Here is a 14,970-nt window from a genome sequence, read left to right as displayed (position 1 = left end):
ACGAAGGAGGCGTAACCGGCGGCCGGCGGGCTCGCAGGGCAGAATGGGGGTCGTGGCGCACCCGACCGAGCCGGAGACGCGTCGCTCGCGACGCGAGCGGTCGCCGGAGACGCGACCCCTTCCGACGCGCCGTGAGCTGCGCGAGCGCGCCGCCGGTTCCGGGTCTGCCGTGTCGCGTCCGCCGGAGGATGCCGCATCCGCGCCGGCGCGCGAGGGTGGTGGCTCGTCCGAGCCCGGCGTCCTGACGGCGTCCGTCCGTTTGCCGGCATCCGTCTATGTCCGCCGCCGCGCCGTCGCCGGCGCTGCGGCCCTCGCGCTCGTCGGGCTCGTCGTCGCGGGTGCCATCGGCACCACGTCGGCGCTGAGCGGATCGGATGCCGCTGCCGCCGACCCCGTCGCCGCGCTCCTCGGCGACACGGCGGGCAACGCGCCCACCGCGTCGAGCCTCCCCGCGCCCGCGCAGTCCGGTGACGCGGACTCCGCTGCGCAGCCGGTCGACGATGCCGCGACGGATGCCGCCGCCGCGGGCGACATCTGCTCAGCTCCGGGCTTCGCGGAGGCGCTCTCGTCCGGCTCGGACGCCGACGTCATCGCCGCGGCAGGGGGAGCCGAGCCCTTCCGCGCCGCGATCACCACCGGGGCGGCCCCGTGCATCGACCTGCACGAGGCCGGGCGCACCTGGGTCGTGGTCAACAAGCTCAACGCGCTCGATCCGATCGACTACTGGCCCGAGCCGCAAGCGCGCGCCGAGGGCGTCGAGCGGACCAGCGGGGGGCACATGCGTGCGGACGTCGCAGCAGCCCTCTCGCAGCTCGCGGCAGCCGCGAGAGACGAGGGTGCGGGCACGATCGGGGTCAACAGCGGGTTCCGCTCGTACGACTTCCAGGTGTCGACGTACCGCAACTACGTCGGTCAGCTCGGACAGAGCAACGCCGACCTCACCAGCGCCCGCCCCGGCCACAGCGAGCATCAGACCGGCCTCGCCGTCGATGTCGTCGCGTGCGACGGGGGATGCGGAGCCATCGAGCAGTTCGGCGGCACGGCGCAGTCCGACTGGGTGGCCGCCAACGCGCATCGCTTCGGCTTCATCATCCGTTACCCCGACGGCCGCACTGACACGACCGGCTACGAGTACGAGCCCTGGCACCTGCGCTACATCGGCCCCGAGCTGGCGGCGCTCTACGCCGACGGCGGCTACCGCACCCTCGAAGACTTCTTCGGGATGCCCCCGGCCCCGACCTACGCCGACTGACCTGCCGCGGCGCTCGCCGGGCCGTCGACTCGCCAGGTTCTGCGGATGCTGCACCCCCCGCATCCGCCTTTTTCGGCGAGTCGACGGAGGAGGGAAGGGGAAGGGGAAGAGGGGGTCAGGCGGGCGTCCGGCGGCGGGCGAGGGTCGCGACGCCGGCGGCGCGCAGGCGGTCGCCGATCAGGATGCCGAGCCACGTGGCCACGAGGCAGCTCCCGATGCACAGGGCGATGAACCCGACGAGCACGGGCGTGGCCATGCTCCACAGGTCGAACGACTGCGCCGCGAAGACCGGGTAGGTCGCACCGATGATCGCGGCACCCGCGTAGTGCAGCCACGTGTTCCAGCGCCGGTAAAGCGTCGCGAGGAACGGCAGCTCGGGGAAGAACGACCAGTACAACATGGTCGCGACCGATCCGATCGTGAAGAACGGCGCGAGCACGAGCCCCGAGATCAGCCCCACGAGCAGCCCCGCTCCCGGGCGTTGCAGCAGCCTGAGAGCGATGACGGCGGGGAGAACCCACAGCCCGGCGATCGCCACCGTCGCGAACGGCACCGTGAGGAACAGGGTCGTCGATGCGACCCACGCAGGCGCGAGCAACGCGCTCGCCGCGACGCCGATCGCTGCGCAGGTCAGCAGGTACGCCGTCGAGACGCGTGCGGCGCGAGATCGGGCCGAGGTGCTCATGCCGTTGCCTCCGATTCCGCCGACCTCGGAGCCGCGTCGGAGGGCGCGTGCTGTTCCCTCGCCCGCGACCTCGGAGCCGGCGATCCCGCGCCCTCGCGCCAGTAGCCGACGAAACTGATCTGCTCCTTCGGGATGCCGTGGTCGGCGATGAGCATCCGTCGAGCGGTGGTCGGCAGCGACTGCTCACCGACGACGAAGGCATGGAGCGGCTGCGCAGGCACGGCGCCCGGCGCCAACGCGCTCAGCGCTGCGAGGGCGGCTGACCCCGGCTTCGCGTCGGGCGCCCGGACGAGCCACCGGACATCGACCTCCGGAGGCGCTTCGATCTCGAGCACGTCGTCGCTCGACGGAGCCTCGATGAGCGCCATCCCGGATGCCGTTCCCGGCAACGATGCGCAGATGGAGGCCACGGCCGGTGCACCCGTCTCGTCTGCGACGAGCAGCACCCGGTCGACACCTCGCTCGGGGTTGAAGCGCAGTCCCTCGTCGATGATGACGACGCTCTCTCCCGCGTGGGCCTGCGAGGCCCAGCGCGAGGCGGGGCCGGCGGTCGGTCCCGAGCCGTGCAGCACGAAGTCGACGTCGATCTCGGCGCCGCCCGACGGTCCCGACGGCCGGTACGCACGCACCGAGTAGTTGCGCATGACCGGCCGCTCGCCCTCGGGGATGCGGAGGTACTTGAGGTACCCGAACAGCTTGTTGGCCTTCGCGGGGATGCGATCGAGGGCCTCATCGCCGCCGAGCGGCAGGAAGAGGCGGAACCACTGGTCGTAGCCGAGCGGCACGAACCGGTCGATGTCGCCGCGGCCGAACGTCACCCGCATCCAGTGCGGAGCGAGCCGCTCGGCGCGTAGCACCTCCAGACGCACCAGGCCGGGCGTCGTGGGCTTGACGAGGTTGCGGGTCATGCGCAGCATCCTTTCCGGGCTCGCCACAACCCGTCGACTCGCCAGCAAATGCGGATGCGGGTGCCCCCGCATCCGCGATACGTGGCGACTCGATGGGGTGTGGCCGGCATCAGGGGGTCCAGGGGAAAAGGGGAATGAGGATCGCGGCCGAGGCCATCCAGAAGACCACGATGAAGACGACGTCACGCCGCCGGAACGGTACGAGGTGGCGCTCGGTGCGATCGCGGTGTGCGCCGAAAGCGCGCGAGTCCATCGCGAGCGCGACGCGTTCGGCGTGGCGGATGGCTCCTGCGAGCAGGGGGACGACGTAACCTCCCCACCGTGCGATCGCCGCAAACGGCCCCCGCCCACCGTGGGCACCGCGCACCCGGTGCGCCTGCCTGATGAGGTCCAGCTCGTAGCCGAAGCGCGGCACGAACCGGAACGCCGCGAGCGCCGTGTAGCCGACGCGGTAGGGCACCCGCAGCTGCTGGACGGTCGCCCGCACGAGGTCCGGCCCCGTCGTGGTGAGTCCGGCGATGAACGCCAGCGCGGCGATCGCTCCGAGCCGCAACCCGGTCGCCATCCCGATCTGCAGCGCCCCGGCGTGCAGGCTCCACGTGCCGAGCTGGAGCAGCACGGGGGTGTCGGCCACCCGCGCAGCGTCGACCCACAGCGACATCCCCGCGCCCACGAGCAGGATGCCGACCGGCACGGCGACCGCGATCAGCAGAACGGTGCGGAGCGTCCAGCGCGCGCCGACGATCAGCACCGCGTAAGCGAGCGCGAGGATCGCGAGCGGCGTGACGAGATCGCGCGTGAAGATCAGCGCGACCATCGCGGGGACGGGCGCAGCGAGCTTGGCCAGCGGGTTGAGCCGGAACAGCAGCCGACGCGATGCCGGCGCGGCCGCGTAGGGATCGATCGCGGTGGTCGCCGTCGCGCTCATCGCCGGCCTCGCGGGTCTCGAGGGCCTCGCGGCAGATCGCGGAGACGCGCGACGCCCGCCAGCTCCGGGAACACGTCGAGTCCGTGCAGGGCGCGCCGCAGCGGCGGCATCCGAAGCGCCGCGGAACGCAGCAGCTCGTCGTCGCCGAGGATGTCTGCGGTCGGACCGTCGGCGACGATGCGGCCGTCTCCGACGACGACGCAGCGCTCGGCGTACTCGCTCACCAGCTGCATGTCGTGCGTGACGACGAGGATCGTCGTGCCATCGCGGTTGAGGTCGCGCAGCAGGTGCAGCAGCTCATCGGCGCGCGCGCGGTCCTGGCCGAACGTCGGCTCGTCGAGCGCCAGCACGGGAGCGCCGGCGATGAGCGCTGTGCCGACCGAGAGCCGACGCTTCTGACCGCCGGACAGCAGGAACGGATGCCGGTCGGCGTGCGCCTCGAGGCCGAAGCGGCGCAGCATCCGATCGACGCGCTCGCGGATCTCCTCGGCGGGCACCCGCTGGCGCCGCAGGCCGTGGGCGAGCTCGTCGAACACGGTGTGCGCGACGAACTGGTGCTCGGGGTTCTGGAAGACGAACCCGATGCGCTCTGCCACCGCGCGCGGGTCCGCCCGGCTCGGGTCGATACCGCCGACGTCGATGCGCCCGCGCGGTCCCCGGACGACGCCCGCGATCGCCTGGACGAGGCTCGTCTTCCCCGCCCCGTTCGCGCCGACGATCGCGACGAACTCGCCGGTCGCGACCTCGAGGTCCACGTCGTGCAGCACCGTCGTCCGGCCTCGACGCAGCGTCAGACCGCGCGCCGAGACGGCGGGTGCGGTCGCGAGCCTCGGAGAGTCGCGCGAAACTCGGAGCGGACCGGGGGATGTCTCCGACGACGGTGCAATCGTCCGATTCTCGCGCCCGGATGCCGCGGCCTCGAGCCCCGCGCGCAGCTCTTCGGGCGTCAGGGGGAGCGGGTCGAGCGGGTAGCCGGCCTCGCGGAGGTGCAGGGCCGCGAGGGTCGAGATCGGCAGCCACACGCCGATCTCGTGCAGCTCGGCCGCCCGTTCGCGCAGCACCGCGTCGATCGGGCCGTCGGCGATCGTACGGCCGCCGTGATCGAGGACGACGACGCGGTCGGTGAAGCCGATCGCCGCGTCGAGATTGTGCTCGACGAGCAGGATCGCCCGGTCGCCGGCGGCGGCGATCTCGCCCAGAGCGGCGTAGACGTCTTCGATGCCCTCGGGGTCGAGGTTCGCGGTGGGCTCGTCGAGCACGAGCAGGGGGGAGTCCATCGCCAGCGCGCACGCGATCGCAAGGCGCTGGCGTCCCCCGCCGGAGAGGCGGTCGGGGTTCTCGTGCCGCCGCTCCCAGAGACCCATCCGGCGCAGCGCCCGCTCGCTGCGGTCGAGGACGTCGTCGACGGGAAGCCGCAGGTTCTCGGGGCCGAAGGCGACCTCGTCGAGCAGGGTGCCGGTGACGAGCTGCGCGTCGGGGTCCTGGAACACCATGCCGACACGGGTGCTCAGGCGCGGAATCGGGGTGGTCGCGGCATCCTCGCCCGACACGAGCACCGTGCCCTCGGTCGTCGCCGGGATCGACTGGGGGATGAGCCCGTTGAGCGTCAGCGCGACCGTCGACTTGCCCGAACCGCTCGGCCCCAGCAGCAGCACGACCTCGCCGGGAGTGACGGTGAACGACGCGCCGCGCGTCGCCGCGGCATCCGATCCCTCGTAGGTCACGGCGAGATCGCGCACGGCGAGCAGCGGCGCGGATGCGGTCGCGGCGACCGGCGTCCCCGCCGTGGCGGCACCGGATGCGGCGGATGTCACGGGCGTCCTCGGATCGGATCGGTTGCGCTTAGCTTAGCCGACCCTAACTTGGGCTCGGAAGGCCGGCAGGGGCTCAGCGCCGGGCGACGCCGGCGCGGCGGAGGCCGACGCCGATCCACAGGCCGATCGCCGTCCAGACGACGGGGCCGAGCACGGCCAGGATCAGGTAGGTGATCTGAGCCCACAGCGGGAGGGCGCTGAGATGAGCGGCGAAGAACACCGCGAGGGCGACGACGACGCCGATGACGAGACCCGAGACGAAGAACCGCCAGGGCGCCCACGAGCGATAGCGGACGAGAGCGGCGACGCCCTCCTGCAGGCCGCCGAAAAGCACGGCGGTCCCCAGGAACTGGAACGTGTAGGGCGGCGCGACGGCCGACGATGCGAGCGCCGCGATCAGGTGCGTGATGAGCGCGACCCAGGGCAGCCGCAGGGTCTCCTGCGCGACGATTCCGGGCAGCACGTGGATGCCGAGGAGGAAGCCGTAGACGATCGGCAGACCCGTGATGACGGGGACGGCGAGCCATCCCTCGATGCCGCCGAGCAGACCTGTGGCGACGCCGATGGCAGCGCAGACGAGCAGAACGCGCGTCGAAAGGCGGGATGCCGGGGCCACCCGCCCAGCCTATGGGACGCGCGCAGGGCGGTTCCCTCGTGGGCCGTGAGAAATGCCTCGGTCGGGGTGGCGCTTCCGTGACCTGAATGAAAGCCGAGGGTTCCTTGTGTCGGAACTGTGAGCTAGGTTGACTTCACCGCGCGCCGCCGACGCCGCGCGGACTGCTCATCCATCCCCCCACTGGAGCGCACATGGTTCGCACCACCCTGCGAACAGTCGCGGCTGTATCCCTGGCTGCACTGTTCACGAGCTCTGCCGCAACGGCATCCTTCGCTGCAACGGGAGAGGGGGTGAACATCCCGGTTCCGATCGAGAGCGAGAGCGGGCGATACATCGTCCTGCTCGATGAGGCTCCTGTCGCGACCTACGAGGGCGGCGAGGCCGGCCTCGCGCCGACCAAGCCTGACGAGGGCGAGCGTCTCGACGCCCAGTCCCGCGCCGTGACCGACTACTCGGGCTTCCTCGAGCAGCGTCAAGAAGAGGTCGCGAGCGAAGTCGGCGCGACTCCCGACGCGACCTACCAGACCACCCTCAACGGGTTCGCGGCTCAGTTGACGGCCGACCAGGCGGGCAAGCTGGCTGCCAAGAAGGGCGTGCTCGGCGTCTTCCCCGACGAGATCCGCCACGTCGACGCCGTGCCGTCGACCGAGTTCCTCGGGCTCGAAGGCACCGGCGGTGTCTGGGAGAAGGTCGGCGGCATCGATGCGGCGGGCGAGGGCGTCGTCGTCGGCGTCGTCGACACGGGCATTGCGCCCGAGAACCCCGCGTTCGCCGGCGACGCGCTCGGCACCTCGCCGGGCGATCAGCCCTACCGCGACGGTGACGAGGTCGTGTTCACGAAGGCCGACGGCGGCGAGTTCCGCAGCACGATCGTCGATCAGGATGCCGGCACGAAGGATGCCTGGGACCCGTCGCTCCTGAACACCAAGCTCATCGCTGCGCACTACTTCGGCGACGGCGCCGCGGCCAACGGGTTCTCGTTCGCCGACGACCACCTGTCGCCGCGCGACGGCGACGGGCACGGATCGCACACGGCGAGCACCGCCGCGGGCAACAACGGCGTCGAGGCCACCGTCGAGGGAATCGACTTCGGCTCGATCTCCGGCGTCGCACCGGCGGCTAAGGTCGCGTCGTACAAGGCCTGCTACGTCGGTCCCGACCCGCTCGTGACGACCGACGACATCTGCGCCCTGAGCGACCTGCTGGCCGCGATCGACCAGGCCGTCGCCGACGGCGTCGACGTGATCAACTACTCGATCGGCGGCGGCTCGGCCACGACCGTGCTCGCGCCGGAAGACATCTCGTTCTTCAACGCGGCAGCGGCCGGTGTCTTCGTCGCGACGAGCGCCGGCAACTCCGGACCCGACCCGGTCACGGCCGACCACGCGTCGCCGTGGTACGCCACGGTCGCGGCATCCACGATTCCGACCTGGGAGGGCACCGTCCGCCTCGGCGAGGAGGGCGACACGTCCGCCGCGCAGTTCCCCGGCGCGTCGGTGTCGGTCGGATTCGGCGACACGATCTCGGGCCCGTCCGTGTTCGCCGGCGATGCCGGCCTGGCCGGCGCCACGACGCCCGAGCTCTGCCTGCTCGGCTCGCTCGACCCGGCGAAGGTCACCGGCAAGATCGTCGTCTGCGACCGCGGATCGAACGCTCGTGTCGAGAAGTCGCAGGCGGTCGAAGAGGCCGGCGGAATCGGCATGATCCTGACCAACGTCACGCCCGCCTCGCTCGACAACGACTTCCACTCGGTTCCCACCGTGCACGTCGCCGACACCGCCCGCCCGGCTGTGCTCGAGTACGTCCAGGGAGGCGCCGACCGCGTCGTCACCCTGATCGGCGAGAACGTCACCGGCACCGAGACCCCGGTTCCCCAGGTGGCGGGCTTCTCGAGCCGCGGACCGATGCTCGCCGACGGCAGCGACGTCATCAAGCCCGACATCACCGCTCCCGGCGTCGCGATCCTCGCGGCCACCGAGAACGGCATCGGCGAGGACCCGACCTTCGGCATCCTCTCCGGCACCTCGATGTCGTCGCCGCACGTCGCCGGACTCGCCGCGCTCTACTTCGGCGAGCACCCGCAGGCGACGCCCGCCGAGGTGAAGTCGGCGATGATGACGACCGCCTACGACACCGTGGACGCGGCCGGCGACGCCGTCACCGACCCGTTCACGCAGGGTGCCGGTCAGACCGACCCGACGAAGTACTTCGAGCCGGGCCTGCTCTACCTGAACGGTCCGGCCGACTGGGCCGCCTACCTGCAGGGCCTGGGGCTGCGAGACTTCGGTGTCGACCCGATCGACCCGAGCGACCTCAACCTGCCCTCCATCGGCGTCGGCGCGCTCGGCGCGCCGCAGACGGTGACCCGTACGATCACGGCCACCGAGGCCGGGACGTACGAGGCGCAGGCATCCGTTCCCGGCATCGACGTGCAGGTCTCGCCGTCGTCGGTGACCCTCGGCGCCGGCGAGTCGGCCACGGTCGAGATCACGCTGTCGCGCGTCGATGCTGCGATGGGCGAGTGGGCCACCGGCTTCCTCACCTGGACGGGCGGGGCGAACGACGTGCGCTCGCCGATCGCGGTGTTCCCGGTGCCGGTCGACGCTCCCGAGTCGGTGTCGGGCGCCGGCACGACCGGCTCGGTCGACGTCACGGTCGCGCCGTCGCTGACGGGTGAGATCGACCTCGGCCTGTCGGGTCTCGTGCCGCAGGAGCTGCGCGTGAACCCGGACTTCCCCGAGGTGCCCGGCCACTCCGGTGACCAGGACTCGTTCTACGACGAGGGCGAGGCCGGCTTCAACACCTACGAGATCGTCGACGTCCCCGAGGGCACCGAGTTCGCGCGCTTCGCCGTCGAGACCGAGGCGACGGAGACGACCGACCTCGACATGACGGTGTACCGCGTGGTCAGTCCCGACGACCTGCGCTACTACGAGCAGTGGTCGTCGGCGACGGCATCGGCCAACGAGGCCGTCTCGCTCACGGCCCCCACCGCGGGCACCTACCTGGTCAAGGTCAACCGGTACTCGTTCAGCGAGCCCTTCACCTACGACCTCACCACTGCGGTCGTGGCGGCGGGAGCGACGGGCGGCGAGTTCACCGCGACCCCCGACCCGCTGCCGACGGTGCAGGGCGAGAAGGCGACCTACACCCTGTCGTGGGCGGGCCTCGAGCCCGAGACGTCGTACCTCGGCGTCGTTCGCTACGGCGACTCCTCGATCCGGACGATCGTCGAGGTCGAGTCGGGCCAGGGTGCGCCGGTCGCGGTCGTCGCTCCCGAGGTGTCGGGGTCGGCGAAGGTCGGCGGCACGCTGAAGGCGACCGCTGGCGAGTGGGACCCCGCAGAGGTCAGCGTCGCGTACCAATGGCTTCGCGGCGGCGAGCCCATCGAGGGTGCCACCTCGGCGTCGTACAAGGTGACGCGCGCCGATGTCGGCACGGCGCTGTCGGTGCGGGTCACCGCGACGGCGGAGGGCAACCCCCAGACCGGAACCGCGGTGTCGAACGAGGTGTTCGTCAAATTCGCCTCGGCGACGACCGTGTCTCTCAACCGTTACGTCGGAACGGCCTCGCAGCCCTACGTCGTCTCGGTGAAGGTCACTCCGACCGGTGGCGCCCCCGCGACGGGCACCGTCGACATCTGGGTGAACTCGACCCGGTACAGCGCGGATGTCGTCGACGGCACGGCGCGGTTCGAACTGCCCCGGCAGTCGCGCGGGCTGAAGGTCGTCGTCGCCACCTACAACGGCAGCGACACGGTCGAGGGATCGCTGGGGCTCAGCGGTTTCCTCGTGCTGTGGTGATGACCGGCTGACGCACTTCTGTGCGGATGCGCGGGGCGCTCGGACTTCGGTCCGGGCGCCCCGTCGTCGTGTTTCAGGCGGTGCGGGATGCTGCGAGCGCACGCCCGGCGCTGACGGCATCCCGTTCGGCGTTGGCGCGCAGCTCGGCCGCGGCTTCGGTGAAGGCGTCGAGCGCAGGGTTCACGCCGACGAGCGTGAAGGGACGGTGGACGACCGTGAGGTCGAGGCCCCACACGTCTGCGAACACGCGCCGGAGCCACCCGGTGGAGTGGTCCCAACCCTCCTTCGGGCTGCCGGGCTCGTAGTTGCCGCCCAGCACGGTGACGAGCGTCGCCGGCTTGCCGCGCAGAGCGGTTCCCTGCGGGTCGATGCGCGGGTCGGTGTAGGCCAGGTCGAACCACGTCTTCACGTGCTGCGAGACGCCGTAGTTGTACAGCGGCACGGTGAACAGCAGGGCGTCGGCACCGATCAGCTCGTCGGCCAGCTGCTCGCGCAGGGCGATCGCGTCGCGCTGGCCATCGGTCTGCTGCTCGGCGGGCGTGAATCCGGCCGTCACGGCATCCCGCCATGCGGTCGCGGGGACCGGGTCGGCGGCGATGTCGCGGCGCATGACATCGCTCGAGGGGTGGGCGGCGAGCCATTCGGCCTCGACGAGGTCGCCCAGCTCGCGGCTGGCAGAGGTGGCGGGCAGGATGCTGGCATCCAGGCGGAAGAGGGTCATGCGCTTCTCCGATCAGAGGGGCTATGAAAAATAAAGCGACTTCGGGAACGCTAGCACACGTACGATGGAGGGATGACCGAGCCCCACGACGCGCGACAGTGCGACGCCGCGGTGTCGCATGCGTTCTCGGTGCTCGGCAAGCGGTGGAACGGCATGATCGTCGACGTGCTCGGGCAGGGCGAGCTCTCGTTCGTCGGCCTGCGTCGCGCCGTCGCCGGTATCAGCGACGCGGTGCTCTCCGACCGGCTCACCGAGCTCTCGGATGTCGGACTCGTCGTCCGGCGGGTCGAGTCGGGACCGCCCGTCGCGGTCACCTACGCGCTGACCGAGGCCGGCTCGCGCCTGGTGCCGATCCTCAGTCAGCTGGGCGAATGGGCCGACGGCAACCTCACGCGGCGCTGAGCGCGTACCGGAGACAGCCCGAGAATAGAGACCGTGATCAACGGCTTGAACCTCCCAGCAACCGTCCGCGCCCGCTCGGCGGATGTCGTCATCCGTCGCGCGACGTCGGATGATCTCGATGCGATCGTGCTACTGCTGTCGGACGACCCGATCAGCGCGGGGCGTGGCGACCTTGCCCGCGACGAGGACCGCGGCGCGTACGCAGACGCGCTCGAACGGATCGTCGCGAACCCCGCCAACGAGCTGCTGGTCGCGGTCGACGAGACGGGGCAGGTCGTGGCGACCCTGCAGCTGACCCTCATCCCCGGGATGGCGCGGCGGGGGAGCACCCGTCTCCTCGTCGAGGCCGTACGCGTCGCGAGCACCGAACGCTCATCCGGCATCGGCACGGCGCTCATGCGGTGGGTGATGGATGCCGCGGCGGTCGAGCTCGGCGCCTCTCTCGTGCAGCTCACATCGGATGCCGCGCGCGTCGACGCGCACCGCTTCTACCGCAGGCTCGGGTTCGCCGACTCGCACGTCGGGTTCAAGTACGCCGTGCCCTCGGCAACGACCAGCGCCCGATGACGGAGATTCGTCACGAGCTCTGTCTGGTGAACGGCCAACTCTGTGCGTGCGTGAAGGGGAGAGCGACCACCTGCACGGGGTCCTCGTAGAGGATCGTTCCCGGATAAGTCGTCCGGACCTCGTGCCAGGGAACGTCGTAGCGGTCGAGCAGGTCGAGGTATCCCGCCGTCAGCGCGAGAATGTCGTGCGCTTCAGTCTTGAACCACGAGCGCCCGCCGGGAGGCGCATACGGGCCATAGGCCTCAGCCGGTGCGTCGTAGAGGCTGTTGGCGCGATCGTTCGCCGCCCGCCACCAGACTTCGTCCTCGGGTTGGAGCATGCCGTCGTGCGCCAGGCCGTTCGCTAGGGCGAAGACGCCGGGAAAGCGTCCGTTCCGGTTGGGAACCGCGCTCTGGAATCGGACGAATCGCTGCACACGGCGACGATATCGGCGTTCGGGATCAGGCCTCTGCCCGCAGGGTCAGCCACACGTCGACGTCGTCCTCGCTGTCGAGGGTGAAGCCGTGCCGCTCGTACAAGCGCCGCGCGGCGCTGCCCTGCAGGACGTTCAGGCGCGTCGGTCCGTCGTGCGGCTGGGAGATCACCGACCGTAGAACGGTGCTGCCGATGCCTCGCCCCTGCACGGAGACGGGTAGGTAGAAGTGCTCGATCCAGCGGGTGGCGCCGTCTGGGCGGGTCGTGATGCAGCCGGCATCCGTTCCCTCGACGACGATGATGCGGGTCCACTCGGGTCGGAAGCCCGCGCGCATCCGCTCGCGCACGCGGTGCTCGTCGAAGCGGCCGAGGCGCTCGAGGTCGACGCGCAGCACGTCGGCGCGCAGGTCGACGAGCCACTCGATGTCGGCTCGGACCGCGGGGCGCAGAGTGACGTCCATCCCACCGAGTCTAAAGACCGGCCGGATCCGGATCACTGGGCCTCCTGCGCTGGCGTCCATGCGTAGAACGTCCCGTCGCTCTCCGCCACTGCCCACTCGCCGCAGACGGCGACACGGTCGATCGCGTAGACATCGGGAGCCGAGGCGATCTCCATGGTCGGCGCCGAGACCCGCTCGACGTCCTCGCACGCTGCAAGTCCGTCCTCGCTCGAGAACAGGAGTGACTCGGCCTCGGCCCGGGTCGACACGACCCGCGTGATCTCACGCGCGTCGGGCGGCAGCCACGCGGGTGCTTCGCCGCGCGCCTGCGCGAACTCCTGGGCCGTCGCGTAAGAGCTCTCCGCTCGACCGTAGGCGACCGAGTCGATGGCGGCGCAGCCCGACAACGTCAGCAGGATGGCTGCCATGCCGAGGGCGGCGGCGCCGGGTGGGATGTCGCGGGGGAGGCGGGGCTTCGTCATGCCATCGACGCTACGAAGACCCGCTGTCTGCGTCGTCGCTCGCGTGGATGAGCGACATCAGCCTCGCGGATGATGTCGCAGCCGTCCCCGCCGATGTCGACAGATGCCAACCGTTCAGTTGGATTCTGCTAGCGTTAATCCAACCGAACGTTTGGAGTTTTCATGCGACCGCTTCCGCGCCCCCTTCAGGCACTCGTGACGTGGGCGGTGATCCTGCCGCTCTCACTCGGAGTAGCGGCTCTCACCGCTCCGATGACCGCTGGCTGGCCCGATGTCGCGAGGACAGCTCTGGTGATCACGGTCGTCGTGCCGCTCGCCGTGTTCTGGGCAGTGCCTCTGCTCGCTCGTGCTGTGCAGCGGATGCGGGGCACGCCGGCTGCGGTCATCGCGGCGTCGTGCCCCGCCCCGGGCCTTGCCGGCAAGCCGTCGACCACGTCGGCCTGCGCGACGAATCCGGGCGAGGCCTCCGGTCGCGGCGGCGGTCATTTCCACTCGCCTTCCCAGGTGTAGAGATCGTCGGTGACGGCGTACTCCCGAAGCGCGGCGATCTTGCCGTCGCGCTGGGTCGCGATCGTCGCTCCCAGGAGCGTCCGGTCCTCGCCGTCCTGGTGGTACTCGAACCGCCACTCGGCCACGAGGAGATCTCCGGCCCGGAACTCGTTCGTGATCGTCCAGTCGAGCACGCGCGACCCCTGTTCGTTCCACTTCTCGCACCACTGCCGCACGCGTTCCCGGCCGTGATAGACAGGCCCGAAGCTCTCGGTGATCACGACATCCTCGGCGACGGTCTCGACGATCCGCTTCGTGTCGTTCGTCTTCCAGGCTGCGATGTAGTCGGTGAGAGCGCTCATCGCACCATTCAACAACCGCGCTTCGCTGTGGGCGCAGTTTGCGCCCGCAGCGAAGGTGACTCCTCCGCGTCAGTCGGTGCCTGTTGACTGGCGGGCATGAGACGGATCCTCGTGCTGGGCGGAACCGGATGGCTGGGGTGCGAGGTTGCGCGACGGGCGCACGAGAGCGGAGCCGAGGTGGTCTGCCTGGCGCGCGGCGAGTCGGGACCGGCGCCGGATGGTGTGCGACTCGTGCGCGCCGACCGATCGCTCGCCGGGGCTTACGAGGGTCTCGGGGGTGAATGGGATGACGTTGTCGAGCTCGCCTCCGAGCCGCAGCTCGTCGAGTCCGCTCTGAAGGCGCTCGCGGCCCGAGCGGCGCACTGGACTCTCGTCTCGACTGTGTCGGTATACGCGGACAACAGCACGCCCGGCGCCGACGAAACGGCGCAGCTGGTCGAACCGCAGAACCTCGCCGAGTATCCCGACGCGAAAGTGGCCGCCGAACGAGCCTCCGCGGCAGCGCTCGGTGATCGCCTGCTCATCGCCCGACCCGGTTTGATCGCGGGTCCGGGTGATCCGAGCGACCGCCTCGGCTACTGGCCGGCTCGGCTGCATCGCGGCGGCAACGTGCTTGCTCCGACGATGAGCCAGCGATTCGTCCAGTTCATCGACGTCGATGACCTCGCGGACTGGATCGTCAGAGCGGGTGCGGCCGGGATCGCCGGCGTCGTCAATGCCGTCGGTGAGGCTCACACCATGGCGGACTTCTTTCGTGCCGCCCGGTCGGTCGCCGGGTTCGACGGCGAACTCATCACGGTTGACGACGAAGAGCTCCTCGCTCTCGACGTGCATTATTGGGCCGGCCCCCGGTCTCTCCCGTTATGGCTGCCGATCGAGGCCGCGGGCTTTGCCCAGCGAGCGGGAAGCGCCTTCGTTGCCACAGGAGGTCGGTCGCGACCGCTCGCTGACACCCTGACCCGTGTGCTCACGGACGAGATCTCGCGCGGCTTCGACCGGCCCCGGCGCTCCGGGCTGACAAGGGACGAGGAGCAGGAGGTCCTCGCCGCGGTCCGCTAGTCGCCCAGCTCCGCGGCTGCGGGACAGG

Annotated in this window: 16 protein-coding genes; 6 read left to right on the top strand and 10 right to left on the bottom strand. The window is 70.8% G+C overall.

The features are described 5' to 3' along the window. The first annotated feature begins 52 nt into the window (after positions 1–52). Complete coding sequence (locus MTS1_RS08395) at positions 53–1,252, top strand: M15 family metallopeptidase (protein WP_233494911.1); 1,200 nt, start codon at positions 53–55, stop codon at positions 1,250–1,252. A 115-nt stretch (positions 1,253–1,367) separates the two neighbouring features. Here the strand turns inward: MTS1_RS08395 and MTS1_RS08390 are convergent, their stop codons facing one another. From MTS1_RS08390 to MTS1_RS08370, 5 genes are all read right to left on the bottom strand, one after another. Beyond that, positions 1,368–1,937, bottom strand: a complete 570-nt coding sequence (locus MTS1_RS08390; protein WP_023953057.1) for an ECF transporter S component — start codon at positions 1,935–1,937, stop codon at positions 1,368–1,370. Then, positions 1,934–2,845, bottom strand: a complete 912-nt coding sequence (locus MTS1_RS08385) for a siderophore-interacting protein (protein WP_233494910.1) — start codon at positions 2,843–2,845, stop codon at positions 1,934–1,936. Before MTS1_RS08385 ends, MTS1_RS08390 begins: the two co-directional genes overlap by 4 nt. A gap of 109 nt (positions 2,846–2,954) precedes the next feature. Next, complete coding sequence (locus tag MTS1_RS08380; protein ID WP_023953053.1) at positions 2,955–3,773, bottom strand: energy-coupling factor transporter transmembrane component T; 819 nt, start codon at positions 3,771–3,773, stop codon at positions 2,955–2,957. Beyond that, positions 3,770–5,587 carry an ABC transporter ATP-binding protein gene (locus MTS1_RS08375; protein WP_023953051.1) on the bottom strand — a complete coding sequence of 606 codons (1,818 nt, stop codon included), beginning with the start codon at positions 5,585–5,587 and terminating at the stop codon, positions 3,770–3,772. Before MTS1_RS08375 ends, MTS1_RS08380 begins: the two co-directional genes overlap by 4 nt. A gap of 73 nt (positions 5,588–5,660) precedes the next feature. Further along, positions 5,661–6,203: an ECF transporter S component gene (locus tag MTS1_RS08370; protein ID WP_023953049.1), complete on the bottom strand. Its 543-nt coding sequence runs from the start codon at positions 6,201–6,203 to the stop codon at positions 5,661–5,663. A 191-nt stretch (positions 6,204–6,394) separates the two neighbouring features. Between MTS1_RS08370 and MTS1_RS08365 the strand changes: the two genes are divergently transcribed. Next, the gene (locus MTS1_RS08365; RefSeq protein ID WP_023953048.1) at positions 6,395–10,006 is read left to right on the top strand and encodes a S8 family serine peptidase; all 3,612 of its coding nucleotides are present in this window, start codon (positions 6,395–6,397) and stop codon (positions 10,004–10,006) included. Positions 10,007–10,079: 73 nt separating this feature from the next. Here MTS1_RS08365 and MTS1_RS08360 read toward each other — a convergent pair whose 3' ends face one another. Next, on the bottom strand, positions 10,080–10,727 hold the full coding sequence (locus MTS1_RS08360) for an FMN-dependent NADH-azoreductase (protein WP_023953047.1): 648 nt from the start codon (positions 10,725–10,727) through the stop codon (positions 10,080–10,082). A gap of 72 nt (positions 10,728–10,799) precedes the next feature. Between MTS1_RS08360 and MTS1_RS08355 the strand changes: the two genes are divergently transcribed. Next, positions 10,800–11,129, top strand: a complete 330-nt coding sequence (locus MTS1_RS08355; RefSeq protein WP_023953046.1) for a helix-turn-helix domain-containing protein — start codon at positions 10,800–10,802, stop codon at positions 11,127–11,129. Between the two features lie 33 nt (positions 11,130–11,162). After that, complete coding sequence (locus MTS1_RS08350) at positions 11,163–11,696, top strand: GNAT family N-acetyltransferase (protein ID WP_023953045.1); 534 nt, start codon at positions 11,163–11,165, stop codon at positions 11,694–11,696. A gap of 10 nt (positions 11,697–11,706) precedes the next feature. Here MTS1_RS08350 and MTS1_RS08345 read toward each other — a convergent pair whose 3' ends face one another. From MTS1_RS08345 to MTS1_RS08335, 3 genes are read right to left on the bottom strand one after another with little or no spacing between them, the layout of a single operon-like run. Beyond that, positions 11,707–12,111, bottom strand: coding sequence for a hypothetical protein (locus tag MTS1_RS08345; protein WP_023953044.1), 405 nt, complete (start codon positions 12,109–12,111; stop codon positions 11,707–11,709). A 25-nt stretch (positions 12,112–12,136) separates the two neighbouring features. Further along, positions 12,137–12,571, bottom strand: a complete 435-nt coding sequence (locus MTS1_RS08340) for a GNAT family N-acetyltransferase (protein ID WP_036304710.1) — start codon at positions 12,569–12,571, stop codon at positions 12,137–12,139. A gap of 32 nt (positions 12,572–12,603) precedes the next feature. Next, positions 12,604–13,032 carry a hypothetical protein gene (locus tag MTS1_RS08335; protein ID WP_023953042.1) on the bottom strand — a complete coding sequence of 143 codons (429 nt, stop codon included), beginning with the start codon at positions 13,030–13,032 and terminating at the stop codon, positions 12,604–12,606. 162 nt (positions 13,033–13,194) lie between these two features. Between MTS1_RS08335 and MTS1_RS16440 the strand changes: the two genes are divergently transcribed. After that, on the top strand, positions 13,195–13,542 hold the full coding sequence (locus MTS1_RS16440) for a hypothetical protein (RefSeq protein ID WP_023953041.1): 348 nt from the start codon (positions 13,195–13,197) through the stop codon (positions 13,540–13,542). Here the strand turns inward: MTS1_RS16440 and MTS1_RS16050 are convergent. Next, the gene (locus MTS1_RS16050) at positions 13,515–13,883 is read right to left on the bottom strand and encodes a nuclear transport factor 2 family protein (protein WP_023953040.1); all 369 of its coding nucleotides are present in this window, start codon (positions 13,881–13,883) and stop codon (positions 13,515–13,517) included. The genes MTS1_RS16440 and MTS1_RS16050 overlap by 28 nt on opposite strands. Before the next feature lie 96 nt (positions 13,884–13,979). Here MTS1_RS16050 and MTS1_RS08325 point away from each other — a divergent pair, with 96 nt between their 5' ends. After that, positions 13,980–14,942 (top strand): NAD-dependent epimerase/dehydratase family protein, encoded by a 963-nt coding sequence (locus MTS1_RS08325; RefSeq protein ID WP_036304709.1) that lies wholly within the window; start codon positions 13,980–13,982, stop codon positions 14,940–14,942. Positions 14,943–14,970 lie beyond the last annotated feature (28 nt).

It is taken from the genome of Microbacterium sp. TS-1 (assembly GCF_000509385.1).
Classification (GTDB): Bacteria; Actinomycetota; Actinomycetes; order Actinomycetales; family Microbacteriaceae; genus Microbacterium; species Microbacterium arborescens.
The sequence above is the reverse complement of the archived record's forward strand: the minus strand, read 5'-3'. Positions and strand labels throughout refer to the sequence as shown.